General features: G+C 70.2%; 13 protein-coding genes. 1 reads left to right on the forward strand and 12 read right to left on the reverse strand.

The annotated features are described in order from the left end of the window. Window positions 1–36 precede the first annotated feature (36 nt). From OG254_RS16850 to proB, 3 genes are all read right to left on the reverse strand, one after another. Entirely contained in the window at window positions 37–1323 is a 1287-nt protein-coding gene (locus OG254_RS16850) for a glutamate-5-semialdehyde dehydrogenase (protein ID WP_351191505.1), read from the reverse strand. A 74-nt stretch (window positions 1324–1397) separates the two neighbouring features. Then, window positions 1398–1862, reverse strand: coding sequence for a hypothetical protein (locus tag OG254_RS16855; RefSeq protein WP_351191507.1), 465 nt, complete (start codon window positions 1860–1862; stop codon window positions 1398–1400). Window positions 1863–2029: 167 nt separating this feature from the next. Then, window positions 2030–3136 (reverse strand): glutamate 5-kinase, encoded by a 1107-nt coding sequence (proB, locus tag OG254_RS16860; RefSeq protein WP_351191811.1) that lies wholly within the window; start codon window positions 3134–3136, stop codon window positions 2030–2032. Between the two features lie 233 nt (window positions 3137–3369). Here proB and OG254_RS16865 point away from each other — a divergent pair, with 233 nt between their 5' ends. Continuing rightward, the gene (locus OG254_RS16865; RefSeq protein ID WP_405582571.1) at window positions 3370–5418 is read left to right on the forward strand and encodes a hypothetical protein; all 2049 of its coding nucleotides are present in this window, start codon (window positions 3370–3372) and stop codon (window positions 5416–5418) included. On the opposite strand, the gene OG254_RS16870 is transcribed toward OG254_RS16865, so the two are convergent. The 9 genes from OG254_RS16870 to rplU all read right to left on the reverse strand — a co-directional run bounded on the left by OG254_RS16870 (window position 5387) and on the right by rplU (window position 17690). Next, window positions 5387–6613, reverse strand: coding sequence for a glycosyltransferase family 2 protein (locus OG254_RS16870; protein WP_405582573.1), 1227 nt, complete (start codon window positions 6611–6613; stop codon window positions 5387–5389). The two genes, OG254_RS16865 and OG254_RS16870, sit on opposite strands and share 32 nt — an antisense overlap. Window positions 6614–6863: 250 nt before the next feature. Next, window positions 6864–8960: a hypothetical protein gene (locus tag OG254_RS16875; RefSeq protein WP_405582575.1), complete on the reverse strand. Its 2097-nt coding sequence runs from the start codon at window positions 8958–8960 to the stop codon at window positions 6864–6866. A gap of 133 nt (window positions 8961–9093) precedes the next feature. Further along, window positions 9094–10593, reverse strand: a complete 1500-nt coding sequence (locus tag OG254_RS16880) for an SDR family NAD(P)-dependent oxidoreductase (RefSeq protein WP_405582577.1) — start codon at window positions 10591–10593, stop codon at window positions 9094–9096. A gap of 193 nt (window positions 10594–10786) precedes the next feature. Beyond that, the gene (locus tag OG254_RS16885) at window positions 10787–12019 is read right to left on the reverse strand and encodes a hypothetical protein (protein ID WP_405582579.1); all 1233 of its coding nucleotides are present in this window, start codon (window positions 12017–12019) and stop codon (window positions 10787–10789) included. Window positions 12020–12111: 92 nt separating this feature from the next. Next, entirely contained in the window at window positions 12112–13671 is a 1560-nt protein-coding gene (locus OG254_RS16890) for an alkaline phosphatase D family protein (RefSeq protein WP_405582581.1), read from the reverse strand. A 190-nt stretch (window positions 13672–13861) separates the two neighbouring features. After that, window positions 13862–15346, reverse strand: coding sequence for an FG-GAP repeat protein (locus OG254_RS16895; RefSeq protein WP_405582583.1), 1485 nt, complete (start codon window positions 15344–15346; stop codon window positions 13862–13864). A 173-nt stretch (window positions 15347–15519) separates the two neighbouring features. Continuing rightward, on the reverse strand, window positions 15520–16965 hold the full coding sequence (obgE, locus tag OG254_RS16900) for a GTPase ObgE (protein ID WP_405595036.1): 1446 nt from the start codon (window positions 16963–16965) through the stop codon (window positions 15520–15522). Between the two features lie 135 nt (window positions 16966–17100). Beyond that, window positions 17101–17355, reverse strand: a complete 255-nt coding sequence (gene rpmA / locus OG254_RS16905) for a 50S ribosomal protein L27 (RefSeq protein ID WP_007492765.1) — start codon at window positions 17353–17355, stop codon at window positions 17101–17103. A gap of 14 nt (window positions 17356–17369) precedes the next feature. Then, on the reverse strand, window positions 17370–17690 hold the full coding sequence (rplU, locus tag OG254_RS16910; protein WP_007381993.1) for a 50S ribosomal protein L21: 321 nt from the start codon (window positions 17688–17690) through the stop codon (window positions 17370–17372). Between the last annotated feature and the right edge of the window lie 34 nt (window positions 17691–17724).

Consider the following 17724-nt stretch of genomic DNA (forward strand, 5'->3'; position numbering starts at 1 on the left):
ATATGCCCTGGCCGCGCGCCCCTACGCCGTACGGGCTCAGCGCCGTACGTGGCCGTCGCCGGTGACGATGTACTTCGTGCTGGTCAGCTCCGGCAGCCCCATCGGGCCACGGGCGTGCAGCTTCTGCGTGGAGATGCCGATCTCCGCGCCGAAGCCGAACTGGCCGCCGTCGGTGAAGCGGGTGGAGGCGTTCACCGCGACCGTCGTGGAGTCGACCAGTTGGGTGAAACGGCGGGCGGCCTGCTGCGAAGTGGTGACGATGGCCTCGGTGTGACCGGAGGTCCACAGCCGGATGTGCTCGACGGCCTTGTCCAGCGAGTCCACGACCGCCGCGGCGATGTCGTACGACAGGTACTCGGTCTCCCAGTCCTCCGCCGTGGCCTCCACGACGGTCGCCTTGGAGTCCTTGGCGTACGCCATCACCCTCTCGTCCGCGTGCACGGTCACGCCGGCCTCGGCGAGGGCGTCCAGGGCGCGCGGCAGGAACTCGGCGGCGATGTCCTGGTGGACCAGGAGGGTCTCGGCGGCGTTGCAGACGCTGACGCGCTGGGCCTTGGAGTTGATCAGGATCTCGATCGCCATGTCGATATCGGCGTTCGCGTCGACGTAGACGTGGCAGTTGCCGGTGCCCGTCTCGATGACCGGGACGATCGACTCCGAGACGACGGTCTGGATCAGCGAGGCGCCGCCGCGCGGGATCAGCACGTCGACCAGGCCGCGCGCCCGCATCAGCTCGCGCACGCTCTCGCGGCTCTCACCGGGCACCAGCTGCACGGCGTCGGCGGGCAGCCCGGCCCCGCCCACGGCGTCGCGGATCACCCGGACCAGGGCGGAGTTCGACTCGTACGCCGACGCCGAGCCGCGCAGCAGGACCGCGTTGCCGGACTTCAGGCACAGGGCGGCGGCGTCCACGGTGACGTTCGGGCGGGCCTCGTAGATGATCCCGACGACGCCCAGCGGGACGCGGACCTGGCGCAGGTCGATGCCGTTGGGGAGCGTGGACCCGCGCACGACCTCGCCGACCGGGTCGGGCAGCGCCACGACGTCCCGGACGTCGGAGGCGATGGTCCGCACGCGCTCCGGCGTCAGCGTCAGCCGGTCGATGATCGCCTCGCTGGTGCCGGCCTCGCGGGCCTTGGCGATGTCCTTGGCGTTGGCCTCGACGATCTCACTCGTACGGACCTCCAGGGCGTCCGCGATGGCGAGCAGCGCGTCGTCCTTCTCGGCCCGCGGCAGGGGGGCGAGGTCGGCGGCGGCGGCCTTGGCGCGGTAGGCGGCCCGGTTGACCGGGGACATGGAGTCGTACGGCGAAAGCGTGGTCATGAAAGAAGGGTAGTGCGGTCGCGAGGCGGTTCCCTCGTGCATTCCGAACCGCGAGACAAGCCGCCCAGGGCCGCTCAATAGGGGTGGACGCCGACCGGGGTCGCCGGTGGCGGTCCGTAGCCCTCGGCGATGCGCTGGTGGTAGGTCTCGCGGTCGATGACCTCCAGACCGACGATCTCCCAGGGCGGCAGCCCCGCGCTCTGCCGGTGCTCGCCCCACAGGCGCAGGGCGACGGCGGCCGCGTCGTGCAGGTCGCGGGCCTCTTCCCAGTAGCGGATCTCCGCGTGGTCGCACGCGTACCGGCTGGTCAGCAGAAAGGGGTGGTCGTGGGCGAGCTGTTCGAGAGCGCGCCGCACCTCCTTCAGCGGGGCCTCCCGGCCGGAGACGCTGAGGGTGACGTGCCACAGGCGGGGCAGGTCCTCGGGCTGCTCGTAGCGGTCGCCGGCCGCGACGCTCGTCAAGGCGCGCTCCTCACCGGCCGCACGGGACGAGGCCCCACCGGCACTGCGGGACGCCGCCCCAGGGCGCACTCGTCTCACGACGGCCTCCTTTACGCAGTGACCGACTCGGTGGTCGTGCGGAATGTGTCCCGTAGACAAAGTTGAGCAGGCCGCAAGGGCTCGCGGGGCGATTTTGCGGAACGTCCACCTCAGGGCGACCGGTGAAACAGGGCGTTCCCCCCGTTTTCGGCCGGAGGGCGGGGCCCCTATGGCTCCAGGACCACCAGGTCGTCCCGGTGTACGACCTCCCGCTCGTACTCCGCGCCCAGCTCGCGCGCCAGCTCCCGCGTGGAGCGCCCGAGCAGCTGCGGGATCTCCTTGGCGTCGAAGTTGACGAGGCCGCGGGCGACCGCGTGCCCTGTGCTGTCGCGCAGTTCGACCGGGTCGCCCGCGCTGAACTCGCCCTCGACGGCCGCGATCCCGGCCGGGAGCAGCGACTTGCGGCGCTCGACGACTGCCCGTACCGCACCGTCGTCGAGGGTGAGCGACCCCTGGGGCGTGGACGCGTGCTGGAGCCACAGCAGGCGGTCGGCGGAGCGCTTGCCGGTGGCATGGAAGTAGGTGCCGGTGTCGCCGCCGGACAGGGCGTCGGCGGCGTGGACCGCGCTGGTCAGGACGACCGGGATGCCGGCGGCGGCCGCGATCCGGGCCGCCTCGACCTTGGTGACCATGCCGCCGGTGCCGACGCCGGCCTTGCCCGCGCTGCCGATCTCGACGTGGGCCAGGTCCTGCGGTCCCCGTACCTCCGCTATCCGCGAGGTGCCGGGCTTGGTGGGGTCGCCGTCATACACGCCGTCGATGTCGGACAGCAGCACCAGCAGGTCGGCGCGCACGAGGTGGGCGACGAGGGCGGCGAGCCGGTCGTTGTCGCCGAAGCGGATCTCGTCCGTGGCGACGGTGTCGTTCTCGTTGACGATCGGGAACGCGCCCATCGCGAGCAGCTTGTCGAGGGTGCGCGAGGCGTTGCGGTGGTGGGCGCGGCGGCTCATGTCGTCGCTGGTCAGCAGCACCTGGCCGACCCGGACGGTGTAGCGCGCGAAGGAGGCCGCGTAGCGGGCGACCAGGAGGCCCTGCCCGACGCTGGCGGCCGCCTGCTGGCGGGCGAGGTCCTTGGGGCGGCGGCGCAGCCCCAGCGGGGCCAGCCCGGCCGCGATGGCGCCGGAGGAGACCAGGACGATCTCCCGCTCCCCACCGCTGCGGCCCTTGGCGAGCACGTCGACCAGCGCGTCGACGCGGTCCGCGTCCAGGCCGCCGGACGCGGTGGTCAGCGACGAGGAGCCCACCTTGACGACGACCCTGCGGGCCTCGCGCACACCCTGCCTTGCCCCTGCCACCTGTGCTGTTTCCCCTCGCGCGGATGCCCGTTGCCTGCACCGGAAATCTACGCGAAGCGGATCGAGAGGCGCGCATCGGTCCAGTCTCCGGACAGCCAAAACGTGACCATTTTCAGCCACCCAAAGCCTTCAAGACACGTGCGTGTCGTCTGTACGCTGCCGCGCGTTAACCCAAGCGCAGACCTCTCGCGCCGACCTTGGAGTGACCGCAGTTGCCCACACCCCTGTCCCGCGTCCCGGCCAGAGCCCTGGTCGCGGCGCTGCTGGTCGCAGCCTTTTGCGCCCAGGCCCTGGCCGCGCTGCGCCCGCACGTGCCGCTGCTGCTCGTCTCGACGGTCGTGTCCCTGGCCGTCGAGGGCGTGATGTACCGCTGGCAGCGCGGCATGCTCTCGGTGTTCGCCAAGTCGCACGCGGACATCACCGTGCGGCATGTGCTGCGGGACCTGCTGCTGGTGGTGGCCCTGCTGCGGCTCGGCGAGCAGCAGCGCGAGACGCTGTACACGCCGCTGGTCGCGGGCCTGCTCGCCTTCTACGCCCTGCACTGCGCGATCCAGGCGGTCTCGGTGCTGGTCCGCCGCACCCGCACCCTGCCGGTGGTCACCCGCAACATCGACGCCTCCGCCCTGCGCCTGTCCCCCGCCCCGCCGGTCCTGCTGCGCCGCCCCGGCGACCGTCTGCTGGTCTTCGGCCTCCCGGCCACGGCGGGCCTGCTGGCCACAGCTGCCACCGACGACCCGCGCTGCGCCGCCCTCGGCATCGCCCTGTCCCTGGGACTCGCCCTGCTGGGCCTGTACGACCTTCTCGTACGGCTGCTGCCGGGCCGTCGCCCGGCGGGCGAGCGCGAGACGCTGGAGTGGCTGGACGCCTGGCTGGCGGAGTACCGGCCGACGGCCGGCCTGTACTTCTCCGGCGGCGCCTCCTCGGCGTACCAGGCGAACATGTGGCTGGAACCGCTCGCACAGCTTGAGGGCCGTCCGCTGATCGTGCTGCGCGAGCGGTTCATGGTGCCGAAGATCGGCCCGACCGACGTCCCGGTCCTGTGTCTGCCGAAGGTCTCCACGCTGATGCGCCTGGAGGACTCCTCGCTCCAGGTCCTCGTCCACCCCTCGAACTCCGGCAAGACCTCCCAGGTCCTGCGCATCCCCACGCTCAAGCACACCTTCGTCAACCACGGGGAGAGCGACAAGCTGTCGTCCTGCAACCCGTACGCGAAGGCCTACGACGAGGTGTGGGTCGCCGGGCCTGCGGCGCGGGAGCGGTACGCGCTGGCCGAGGTCGGCGTCGAGGACAAGGACGTCGTGGAGATCGGCCGCCCGCAGCTGGACGCCGTCCGGCCGTACGAGGGCGCCCCGGCCGGCGCGCGGACGACCGTGCTGTACGCGCCGACCTGGGAGGGCTGGGACGGCAACCCGGGCAACACGTCGGTGATGGAGGCCGGTGAGAACCTCGTCCGGGCGCTGCTCGCGGACCCGGGCGTGCGGCTGCTGTACAAGCCGCATCCGCTGACGGGGTCGGTGGACCCGCGGGCGGGGGCGGCCGATCTGCGGATCCGTGAGCTGATCCGGGCGGCGATCCGGGAGCAGGCGGCCGAGCGGTCGCGGGACACCGGGGAACTCGACCTTCGTACAAGGGAGTTGGACCGGCTGACCACGACCGCGGTGCGGGCGGGCGCCGATCAGCTCGAGCGGATGCTGCTCCAGGGGGAGCCGGAGCCGGGGCGGGCGGACGCGGTGGCGGCGGCCACGGCGGCCTGGGAGGAGGCGTACTGGGCCTCGCTGCCCGAGGGGGAGCACCAGGTCGTCACCGATGCGCGGCCCACGCTGTACTCCTGCTTCAACCGGGCGGACCTGCTGATCAGCGATGTGTCGAGCGTGATCAGCGACTTCCTGGCGAGCGGGAAGCCGTACGCCGTGGCGAACACCAGCGGCCTCGCGGAGGACGTGTTCCGCAAGGCCTTCCCGACGGTGCGCGCGGCGACCGTGCTGACGCCGGACGCGGCCGGGGTGCCGGACCTGCTGGAGACGGTGCGGCACCCCGAGAAGGACGAACTGGCAAGGGCACGGGCCGAGTTGAAGCGGCATCTGCTGGGGCCGGACGAGCCGGCGTCACAGGAGCGGTTCAACGCGGCCGTACAGGCGCTGGGTTCGGCGGCCTGCGAGCACCGGGCGCGGATGGCGGAGCGGCTCGCGGCGGAGGTCGCCACGGAGATCCCGGACCAGCGCCGGTCCGCTACGCCGCCGCAGCCCGCCCACCCGGCGTAGCCCCGCCGGAGGATCGCAGCGCCCGGCGCGCCTTGCGCACCGCACGCCGCAGGAACGAGTCCGCGCCGCCCTCCCGGTAGCCGGGGTAGGCGCGGGCCTGGCGCGGTTCGGCGAGGTACACCGCGTCGGGGATCCCCGCCGCCGCGTCCCGGAAGTGCGGGTAGGCGAGGTAGACCCGGCGGCCCTTCTTCTCCAGGAGGGCCGCCGGCTGCTTCTTGGCCTTGACGAACTCCACGACGGACAGCAGGAGTTCCGGGCGCTGCTCGGCGACCAGGTGCAGCCGCAGCCGCTCGTCGACCTTGAGGCGGCGGGCGATGCCCGGGGTCCAGAAGGTGTCCATGAGGGGCTTGGCCAGTTCGAGCTTGTGCCGGCGGACCTTCTCGCTGTCCTTGGCGTACTTGGGCCCGAACTGCGGCAGCAGGGTGATGAGGAAGGGCCGGAGCAGGAGCAGCTCACGGCGCTCCCCCGCGGGCACGTGCTCGGCTATCAGGTTCATCAGGGCGCGCGCGGAGTCGAAGCGCAGAGCGTAACCGCCGCTCTTCGTCACGTGCTTGCCGTCGTCGCGGCCCACCAGGTAGTAGCAGGTGTAGTCGGCGATCACGGAGACGCCGTCGGCCCGCAGATAGGCCTCCATCGTGAACAGCGCGTCCTCGCCGGTCCACAGGGACTCGTCGAAGCGCATGTTGTGCCGGGTCAGCAGGTCGCGGCGGAACAGCTTCTGCGCGCTCAGCGTGAACTTGATGTTGGAGGAGAAGACGTCGGTCCGCTCCAGCGTCTTGCCCCACATGGACTTCGGCGCGGTGCGGTTGACGCCCTCGATGCGGCCGAGCACCACGTCCGTGCCGCATCTGTCGGCCATCGCGACCATGCGCTCGAGGGCCTCGGGGCCCAGCCGGTCGTCGGCGTCCAGGAAGAAGACGTAGCGCCCGGTCGCCTTGCCCAGTCCGACGTTGCGCGGGCCGCTCGGGCCGCCGGAGTTCTCCTGCCGGATGACGGTGACCTGCATGGGCACGCGTGCCGCGAACTCCTCCAGGCACTCCCCCGTTCCGTCCGTGGAACCGTCGTCCACCGCGATGACCTCGATGCGCCCCGGCTCGATGGTCTGTGCCTCGACCGAAGCCAGGCACTCGACCAGGTACGGCATCGCTTCGTACGCCCCGATGATCACAGTCACATCAGGCTGCGTGACGGTCACGTTTCCCCCTTGTCGACGGGATATTTCCCCCGTATCGCCTCATTCGCTACCTGGTAGACGACTGGGCATTGCAAGCGGTTGCCTCAAAGGCCTGATTTGGTGAGCCAGTTCACATCGCGAACTGACATGGACTCACGGTATTCGGGCAACGTAAGAGGCCCACGAGAGCAGTGCGAACGGCACGTCAGAAAACGGCTCGGCCCCCGAGGATTCGCTCCTCGGGGGCCGAGCCGTTCGTGCGTTGTGCGGGTCAGGCCGTCAGGTCGTCCCCGGCCACCGAAACCCGCTGCTCGGGCAGGGCCGCCGCCCGTGACTCCTGGCCGACATTGCGGGTCTCGGCCTTGATCGCGAGGTTCGACACCGCGGTGTTGAACTGCTCGATGGACGTCGGCTCGTCCGGTCCCAGCAGGTACCGCTTGAGGTCGCCGCGGTCCTCGGCCAGCGGGTCGGCCGCCGGGTCGCGTACGGCGTCCAGCAGCTCGCCCAGCTCGGCCGCGCTGTTGGACAGGATCGTCGCCGCGCGCACCGCGGTGTTCGCCCGCTTGAACTCCTCCACGCCCAGCTCGGCGGAGTCCGTGACGGCGTACGGCTTGCCGCTGGCGATGAAGTCCGAGACCACGCTGGAGATGTCGGAGACCATCGCGTCGGAGACGTTGAAGCAGTCGTACAGACGCGGCTCGGCGCCCGTGATGACGCGGTGCTCGTGGCTGCCGAAGGAACGCCAGTACTCGGTGTTCCACTCGGCGCGCAGCCGGGCGACCTCCTCGTGCCGGGCGATGTCGACCAGGCCGTCACGGGTGGCTTCGGCCTCGTCGCCCCCCTTGCCGTTGCCCTTGCCCTTGCCCTTGCCATTGCCCTTGCCGGACAGCTCGGCGAGACGGGCCTCGATCCGGGTCAGCTCGGCCTTGGCGAGGGTCTGCGCGACGGCGTCGGCCAGGAAGCGCGGGTCGGTGACGCGCTCGGCGGCGGCCTGCTCGACCAGGGCGGTGATCCGGCGGTGCGCGGCGCCGGCCTCCTTGCTGACGGTGCCGGTGAAGGGGTGCGGCTTGTACAGGACGCGGACCGGCGGGTCGGCCTTGACCAGCTGGTTCACGATGTTCTCGCCGGCCAGCACGATCGAGGTGTTGCCGGGGTTGCCGTCCCAGCCCTCCCAGGTCGGGGCGTAGAGAACCGTCGGGATCCGGCCCTCGGGGACTCCGCTCCAGCCTTGGATCGGCGCCAGCTGCGGGCGGCCGACCTCGACGATGTCGTCGTCGCGGACGCCGACGTCGGCGATGGCGTAGCGGTCACGGCCCGCGCGGCCGGCGGTCCACACCTCGTCGTAGACCTTGCTGTACGGGTTGACGCTGGCCAGCTTGTCGCTGTCGCCGTGGCCGATGAAGACGTGCTTCATGGTGGGGACGCGCAGCAGGTGGATGTTCTTGCCGACGTTCGCCGCGTACAGGGCGACGCGCACGTTGGTCAGGTCCAGGTTCATCAGGTGCACACCGCCGGGCACACAGATGACGGGGACCGTGGTGGCCGCCATGTTGTTGAGGATGACCCGCTCGCGCAGGATGATCAGCGGCTTCGAGTCCAGCTGCTCCATGGTCTCCAGCCACATGTTGAGCTGGTACGCGGAGTCCTTGGAGCCGGAGAAGTACAGCACCGTCTCGGGCCGGTACTCGGCCAGCCAGTCGTCGACGGCGGCCAGGACCTTCTCCGCGTTCGGGGGGACCTTCGCGCCGCGCACGTACGGGACGAGCGCGAGCACGTACAGGCAGCCCAGGCCCACCGTGATCCCGATGCCGATGAAGCCGGCGACGGCCGACTCCAGGGAGGCCGAGACGAGAATGCCGACGACGGCCGCGAGGTCGAGGTGCAGCATCTTCTCGGCGGAGCGGTGCATCAGCCGCCGCGGCGGGGCGTCCGGGATGCGGATGCGCGAGGCGAGGTCGACGTTGCGGGTGGCGACCGGCATACGGCGGCGGTTGCGGATCAGGGTGACCAGCGCGCCGTGCGGAGCCTGAAGGCCGTAGAAGGCGATGAAGCAGGCGATCGCGCCGTAGTAGATCAGGTCGTCCGCGAGGCCGAGCCGGGCCAGCAGCAGGATCAGCAGCAGCTGCCTGATCAGGAAACGGATCGACAGACCTGCCCGCACCTTGCTCAGGCGGTTGACCAGATAGCTGCCCTTGCGGTGCAGATAGTGGTCCGCCAGGTACGTCACGGCGGCCGCGGCCGCGAAGGCGGGAACGCTCGGGACGAGCGCGGCCAGCATGAGTGCCGGGAAGCCCAGCATCATGAGGGCCGCCGCGGCCAGCTCGGCCGCGCTGCCCACCCGGGCGACGCGAATAGCGGTGGTTATCACGGAGAACCTGCTCAGGGAGAGGGGCCGGTCTGAAGTGGTGCAGAGTGAAGGGGTGAAGGACTCAGGCCCCTGTGAATTCTTCGTGAACGAAGAAACGCAGAGGCCTGAATTCCATAAGGCTATTGAATCTTGATTATGCCATGCCGTCCTGGCGGTCCAGCACACTGGCCAGCGCCTGCTCGAAGCCGGAGGCCTGGCCCGCGGACGCCGTCGGGTCCTGCTGGCGGACGTCGATGACATGGCCGGTCAGCTCGGAGAGCAGCACGTCGAGGGACGTACGGGCGACCGCCTCGGAGGAGAGCAGGCTGCCCGAGGGCTCCTGGCCGAAGGCCTTGGTGCGCATCGGGGTGGCGGTGCGCTCCGGGTTGATGCAGTTCACCCGAATGCCGTCACCGGCCCACTCGTCGGACAGGGCCTGGGTGAGGTTCACCATGGCGGCCTTGGTCGAGGAGTACAGGCTGTACTCGGCGCGGCCGCGGGTGTAGCTGCTGGAGGTGTACAGCAGCAGCTGGCCGTTGGTCTCGGACAGGTACTTGTACGAGGACCGCGCGATCTGCACCGGGGCCAGGTAGTTGACCTTCAGCGCCTCCTCGATGGTGGCGTTGTCGGTCTCGGCCAGCTTGCCGATGCGCAGCACACCGGCGGTGTTGACGACGTAGTCGATCCGGCCGGTCTCCGCGTACGCCTTGGACAGCGCGTCGTCGACCTCCTCCGGGTTCTCGACGTGCGTGCCGGTGGTGGAGCGGCCCAGCGCGTACACCTTGGAGCCGTAGGACTCGGCCAGTTCGGCGATGTCCTTGCCGATGCCGTAGCTGCCGCCGAAGACGACGACCGTCTTGCCGGTCAGCAGCTCGCGGTAGGTCTCCTCGGAGACCTGCTCGGGCGTGGCGGTGGAGGCCAGTTGGAAGAGCTTGTCGGCGATGAAGACGTCGACGGGCTGGGTGACCTTCATGTTGTACTCGTCGCCCGCGACGACGTGGATCGGCACGTCCGGCAGGTACTTGAGCACGACGGAGCAGTCGTCCGTGGCCTGGAAGTTGGGGTCACCGGCGGCGACCCCGTAGGCCCGCTTGATCGTGGACAGCTTGAAGGCCTGCGGCGTCTGGCCGCGGCGCAGCCGGGAGCGGTCCGGGATCTCGGTGATGAACTCGCCGTCCTCGCCGTGCGTGCGCGTGACGATGATGGTGTCCGCGGACGGGATGGCGACGTCGACGGCCTGGAAGCGCTCCAACGCCACGACACAGTCATCGATCACGCGCTGTGACAGCAGCGGGCGGACGGCGTCGTGGAACAGGACGTTCAGGTCCTCGCCCTCGGCCAGGCCCTCACCGAGAGCCTCGATGGCCCGCTCGGTCGTCTCGTTTCGCGTCGAGCCGCCCTCGATGATTTTCTTGACCTTCGCGAACCCGGCCTTGGCGACGATCTTCTCGATGTCCGGCACATAGCCGGGCGCCATCAGCACGATGACGTCGTCGATCGAGTCGGCCTTCTCGAAGGTGGTCAGGGTGTGCTCGATGACTGCCTTGCCGGCGATCTTCAGCAGCTGCTTGGGGATCGACAGACCCACGCGCTGACCGGTACCACCGGCCAGGATCACTGCGGTGGTACGGGGCTTGGCTATGTGCTGGGACACCTGTGACCTACCTTGTGGCGACTGGGAACCTGGAAATGGTCCCACTTGTGGTTACCGCAGTGCAAGGTGAGCGTCCCCGGCTGCATATGTGCGCGCAACCTGTCATTCACCTTGTACGCATGGTCATTGCCGAGAAGCCCTCCGGAGGTTCCTGGTAATTGCTGTGAGTAACCGCACAGGTTGCGGCCGAGGATCAGCGAAGTCGCAGCCGTTTCAGGCAGCGATGTCCGAGTACCCGCACGAGCTCTCCCGACGACGTCTGGTGAACCGTGCGCGACTTGGCGGGCGCGGTGTGCCGTACGGGCGCGGCGGCGGCCGCGGCGAGGGCTCCGTACAGCGCCTGCGCGGCGGCCTCGGGGGCGATGCGCGGCGGTGCCTCGGTACGGGTCGCGGGCTTCGGTACGGCGGACAAAAGGCGCATGTCGCCGAGGACTCGCACGCCCATCACCCCGATACGCTCCGCCATCTCCGCACCGATCTCAGCGGCGGCCTCGACGGCCCACTGCGGGGTGCAGATCTTCACATCGCCGGGACCTGGAGCGCACGTGTTCTTCATATGCATCACGGCGCCGTTCCGGACGAGCTGTGAATACAGCTCCTCGGGCAGTTCATTGGCGCGGAATTCCCTATTAAGATTCCGCAGCATTTCGGTCTCGGCGAGGGTGAGCGAACGATTCGCCGCGTCCGGAACGAGGCGCAGCAGACCTTCCGGCAGCCCGAGCAGCGCCTCGAAGGTGCGCATCAACCCCTCCCGGTCACCGTCGTCCACCACGACGACGGTGACCCGCTCCGCTCCGACCACCCGGGCCCACCGCTCGACCAGCCGGTCGTGCCGGTGCCGGCGCCAGAAGCTGGGGTTGGGCTTCTCGTACGGCGGCTTTCTGAGCAGGTGCTCCAGCCAGTCCTCGTAGCCCATGCGCAGGCCGTTCTGTACGTACTGCTGCCACTGCGAGGGCATGATCCGCGCGAGGGGGCGCAGCGTGACCAGGACGTGCACGGTCCCCCAAGCTCTCGACTCCGCTCGAGCAGGGGGGACCCCCATGCCGCCGAGCTGCTCGACGATCCGCGCGATGGTGTCGTCGTCGGGCGCGTCGGCGAAGAACTCGCTGCTGAGCACGGACGTACGCCGGCCCGTGGCGCGCACCCGCTCAAGCAGCCGTTCCCAGTGCCGCTCGGTGGGCGGGGTGTCGCCCAGCATGCCGGTGCGGGCACAGGCGGCCAGGACCGCCTCCATGGGGTGCCGGGTGGGCGCCGGCCACTCGACCCCGTGGCGTGCCATGTCGTCCCTGGCCGCGAACATCGCGCCCTGGATCGAGGTGGTGCCGGTCTTGTGGGGGCCGATGTGCAGCAGGCGGGTGCCGGTCGGCAGCGGGGCAATGACGCCACCGTTGCCCCTGCGTTCATCTCTCGTACAGTCCGTCTCCATGGTCAGAGGACGGTAAGAGAGCCTGCTGAGAGCGCACTGAGAGGGACCTGGGACGGAGCTGAGTCCCAGGCCCCGATCAGGCCGTACGGCCGCTACACGACCTCGACGCCCGGCCGCCCCGCCTCGACCCGCAGCCGTGCCAGCGTGCTCGGGGTCGCCGTCTGGCTGCGTACCGTGTCCACGACCCTGACCTGCGCGTCGATGCCGTCACGGCGGACGTCGAAGAGGTGGTAGCCGCGGTGGGCGTCGAGCAGCTTCCAGTGCGGGTTGTCCGGCAGGCGCGGGTCCCACTCCTTGTGGAACGCGGCCTGATCCTGGTCGCCGTTGCTGGAGATGGACGTACCGACGAACTCGGCGCCGACGATGTCGGAGTCCGGGTCGGCGTAGTCCTCCTTGAGGTCGCTGATCATCGTCAGATGGCGGTCGCCGGTGAGGACGACCGGGTTGCGGACGTGCCTCAGCTCCTCCATCAGCTCGTTGCGCTCGGCCTGGTAGCCGTCCCAGGCGTCGTAGAACCAGAGCTTGCCGGGGCCGACCTGGAGGTCGGTCTCGGCCATCATGATCTGCGAGCCGATCATGTTCCAGCGGGCCGGCGAGTGCCGCAGCCCGTCGATCAGCCACTCCTTCTGCTCGGCGCCGAGCATGGTGAGCGTGGGGTCCTGGGCGCCCGCCTGGCTGGTGGCCTGGTCGCTGCGGTACTGGCGGGTGTCCAGGACGCTGAGCCGGGCCAGGCGGCCGAACTCCAGACGGCGGTACATCTGGATGTGCGGGCCGTTCGGGATGGCGCTCGCCCGGACCGGCATGTGCTCGTAGTACGCCTGGTAGCCGGCGGTCAGCCGGGCCACGAAGGCGTCGTGCGACTGCTTGTCCGGGTCCTGCGGGATCTCGCCGGCGAAGTCGTTGTCGATCTCGTGGTCGTCGAAGGTGACCACGAAGGGCGCGTTCGCGTGCATCGCCGCGAGGTCCGGGTCGGTGCGGTACTGGGCGTACCGGTTGCGGTACTGGACCAGGCTGTACGGCTCACCCGTGCCCTCGTGCCGGCGCACGCCCGTCGACGACGGCGTCGACTCGTAGATGTAGTCGCCGACGAACAGGACGAAGTCGGGGTCCTGGTCCAGCATGTCGGCGTACGGCGTGAAGTAGCCGTGCTGCCAGTTCTGGCAGGAGGCCAGCGCCATGCGCAGCCGGCCGCCGGAGCTGTGGGGGTGCGGCGAGGTGCGGGTGCGGCCGGTCGGCGAGATCTGGCCGCCGGCGCGGAAGCGGTACCAGTACGTACGGCCCGGGCGCAGCCGCCGTACATCCACGTGAACGCTGTGCCCCAGCTCGGGCCGGGCCTGGGCGACACCGCGGCGCACCGGTTTGCGGAACCGCTCGTCCTCGGCGAGCTCCCACTCGACCGGGACGACGGCGTCGGGCATCCCACCGCCGTTGAAGGGGTCGGGGGCGAGCCGCGTCCACAGCACGATGCCGTCGGGCAGCGGGTCGCCGGACGCCACGCCGAGGCTGAACACACCGTCGGGCAGCGGGGTTTCGGCTGCTCGGGCGGAGGTCGGCAGCCACAGCTGGGCGGAGGCCGCGGCGCCGAGCACGGCGGCTCCGGCGGTCAGGAAACGGCGTCGGTCGGGGGACACGGACCTGTACTCTCCGGTCATCGGCGAACTCCCTTGCCTCGCTGGCCTCTTGGACACTTCGGATGCTCACGCCCGAGGGCGGCCCGTCCGCTGAACTGCGAGCTTCGCGTGCATGACAACTAGGGAGACAACAGAAGACCCGCTGCGAGCACGGCAACGCGCCTTTGCCGCAACGGGTCTGTCGGTCGGTCAGTCGGTGAATCGCCCTCGGTCAGTGATTGAACCCGGAGCCCAGCTTCGCGTTCGCCGCGACCGTGCCGAGGGTCCCGGCCCCGAAGGTGAACGAGCCGGTCGGGGTGATGCCGGCCGAGGTGGACCTGAACACCCAGACGGATCCGGCGTTCGCGTTCTCCCCCGGCGCGCCGACGACGAGTTCCGCGCGGCCGTCGTGGTTCGCGTCCACAAGGTGGGTGGTGCGGCCGAAGGCGTCGTCGGTCTCCGCCGCGCCCGGCACGCCGGCGGTGCTCTGGTTGACGCCCTTGGCGCCGGCGCCGGTCGGACCGCTCGCGCCGCCGCGCAGTACGACGGCGCCGCCCGCGTTGCTCAGCCCGTCGAAGTCCTCGCCGGGCACGCCCTTGGAGATGTCGGCGTACCCGTCGCCGTCGACGTCGCCGACCGAGATGTCGGAGCCGAACCCGTCGCCGCGCTCGGCGGCGCCCGGCACTTGGGCGCTGTCCTGGTTGACGTACGTCACCTTCGTGCCGACCGGCCCGTGCGCGGAGCCCGGTATGAAGGCGACCCGGCCGCCCTTGGGGATCGGGGTGTCGAGGTCGCTGTCGTAGCCGTCGACGGGCCGGCCCACGACGATGTCCTCGTAGCCGTCCCCGTTCACGTCACCGAGGTCGAGGGACTCGCCGCCCTGCACTCGCCAGTCCCTGCTGTCGCGGAGCACGATCCCCTCGGCGAGCCCGTCCGGCGTGCCCCGCCAGTACGTGACGCGGCGGGCGTCGTACTCGTCGCCGTCGTGCATGGTCCCGACGACGTCGTCGATGCCGTCGCCGTCGACGTCGCCGGTGGCCAGGTCCAGGAAGCGGGGGTCGGAGTCGTCGACGAGGATCTGCTCCCCGCCGCTCGCGGACCCGTCCCGCCCGAAGGGGCCCTTGACGACCCGCAGTTTGTACAGGCTCTCCACGACGACGAGGTCCGTCGCCCCGTCCCCGTTCACATCGCCGAGGGTGAGCTGCCCCTGGTCGCTGAGCCGGTCGTAGGTGTGATGCCCGTACGCCAGCGGCGCCCCGCCCGACAGCCCCTTCGGCCCGCCCCACACCACCTGCACGAGCCCGGTCTCGGCGCCCCCTTCGACCGAGTCCTCACCCGCGACGCCGACGACGAGATCCGAGTACCCGTCCCGGTCGAGGTCGGCGCTGCTCACAGCGCTGCCGAACCGGTCATCGGTCTCGGCGGAGTCGGTGACGCCCGGGGTGTTCTGGCTGACGACCTGCTTGGAGGCGGTCTTCAGCCCACTCGCCGACCCGTACAGCACGGCGACGTATCCGGCCTTCGACTTCCCGTCGACGATCGCCTCGGGCGCCGCGACGGCGAGGTCGGAGTAGCCGTCGCCGTTGAAGTCGTCGTGCAGCGGCTTGGTATCGGCCGCGGCTTCGGCGCCCAAGTCCAGGGCGGGGAACGTCAGGAGGCCGGCGGCGAGAGCGACGCAGGGGGCGAGGAGGCGGCGGCGGTGCGAGGGCGAGGGCACGTCATCTCCGGGAATCTGGACGGCGGTTGAGGGTGGAGAGACCCCGACGAAGCGCCAAGATCTCTCCACGCCGACCAGTACGACTCACGGCGGAGGGTGGGGGTTGCCCTGAGGTGCGTTGCGAGTTTCCCTGTCGTTAACCGAGAAGGCCCGCCCCCTCAGCCCGGCTTGCCTCAGAACGGCTTGAAGTCGTCGAACTCCTGCGCCGCCTCATCCCGTTCGGCGTCCTTGTCCCGCCGCCGCTGCGCCGCAGGCCTCGGCGCCTCGAAGCGGTGGTCCTCGCCACGGCGGCCCAGCATCTCGGCCCCGGCCATCAGGGTCGGCTCCCAGTCGAAGACGACCGCGTTGTCCTCGGGTCCGATGGCGACGCCGTCCCCGGAGCGGGCGCCCGCCTTCATCAACTCGTCCTCGACACCGAGCCGGTTGAGCCGGTCGGCGAGGTACCCGACCGCCTCGTCGTTGTTGAAGTCGGTCTGGCGCACCCAGCGCTCGGGCTTCTCGCCCCGCACCCGGAACACCAGCTCCCCGCCGGCCTCCTCGCGCGTCACGGTGAACCCGGCGTCGTCGACCGCCTTGGGCCGGATCACGATCCGCGTCGCCTCTTCCTTCGGCTTCGCGGCCCGCGCCTGGGCCACCATGTCGGCCAGCGCGAACGACAGCTCCTTCAGCCCCATGTGCGCCACCGCCGACACCTCGAAGACCCGGTATCCCCGAGCTTCCAGGTCCGGCCGCACCATCTCGGCGAGGTCCTTGCCGTCCGGTACGTCGATCTTGTTCAGGACGACGATGCGGGGCCGGTTGTCCAGCCCGCCGTACTCCCGCAGCTCCGCCTCGATGATGTCCAGGTCGGACACGGGGTCGCGGTCGGACTCCAGCGTCGCGGTGTCCAGGACGTGCACGAGCACGCTGCACCGCTCGACGTGGCGCAGGAACTCCAGGCCGAGGCCCCGGCCCTGGCTCGCGCCCGGAATGAGCCCCGGCACGTCGGCGACGGTGTACACGGTCGAGCCGGCCGTCACCACGCCGAGGTTCGGCACGAGGGTCGTGAAGGGATAGTCCGCGATCTTCGGCTTGGCGGCGCTCAGCACGGAGATCAGCGAGGACTTGCCGGCGCTCGGGTATCCGACCAGCGCCACGTCGGCGACCGTCTTCAGCTCGAGGACGATGTCCTGGAGGTCCCCCGGCACACCGAGCAGCGCGAACCCCGGCGCCTTGCGTCGCGCCGACGCCAGCGCGGCGTTGCCGAGACCGCCCCGGCCGCCCTGCGCGGCGACGTACGAGGTGCCGTGTCCGACCAGGTCGGCGAGCACATTGCCCGCCTTGTCCAGCACCACGGTGCCGTCGGGCACCGGCAGCACCAGGTCCTGCCCGTCCTTGCCCGACCGGTTGCCGCCCTCGCCGGGCTTGCCGTTCGTGGCCGAGCGGTGCGGGGAGTGGTGGTAGTCGAGCAGCGTGGTGACCGACTGGTCGACGGTGAGGATCACGTCCCCGCCGCGCCCGCCGTTGCCGCCGTCGGGCCCACCGAGCGGCTTGAACTTCTCACGGTGAACGGAGGCACAGCCGTGGCCTCCGTTACCCGCGGCGACATGCAGTTCGACGCGGTCCACGAAGGTGGTCATCCGGGGTGCCTCCAGCACTTCAAAAACGTACGGGTATGTCTCTGCTCTAACACGCGAAAGGCGGACCCGCCTTCCCACCTGGGAAGTGAGGTCCGCCTCGCGAAACGTTCGGTCGAAGCCGTGAAGTCAGAAGACTCAGGCGACCGGAACGATGTTCACGACCTTGCGGCCACGGCTGGTGCCGAACTCCACCGCACCGGGCTGAAGCGCGAACAGCGTGTCGTCGCCGCCGCGGCCGACGCCGGAGCCAGGGTGGAAGTGGGTGCCGCGCTGACGGACCAGGATCTCGCCCGCGTTGACGACCTGACCGCCGAAGCGCTTCACGCCGAGGCGCTGAGCGTTGGAGTCACGACCGTTACGGGTGGACGATGCGCCCTTCTTGTGTGCCATTTCTCCTCAGTCCCTTACTTCGCAGCCGCGGGGATCTCAGTGACCTTGATCGCCGTGTACTGCTGGCGGTGGCCCTGACGACGACGGTAACCGGTCTTGTTCTTGTAGCGAAGGATGTCGATCTTGACGCCCTTGTGGTGGTCCACGACCTCGGCCTGGACCTTGATGCCGGCCAGCACCCACGGGTCGCTGGTCACAGCGTCGCCGTCGACAACGAGCAGGGTCGAGAGCTCGACCGTGTCGCCAACCTTGGCAGTGGAAATCTTGTCAACCTCAACGATGTCGCCGACAGCAACCTTGTGCTGGCGACCACCGCTGCGCACGATGGCGTACACGCGGATCTCACTCTCTCGCTCGGGAACGGCACCC

The sequence above is a fragment of the Streptomyces sp. NBC_01092 genome (assembly GCF_045039535.1).
Lineage (GTDB): Bacteria > Actinomycetota > Actinomycetes > Streptomycetales > Streptomycetaceae > Streptomyces.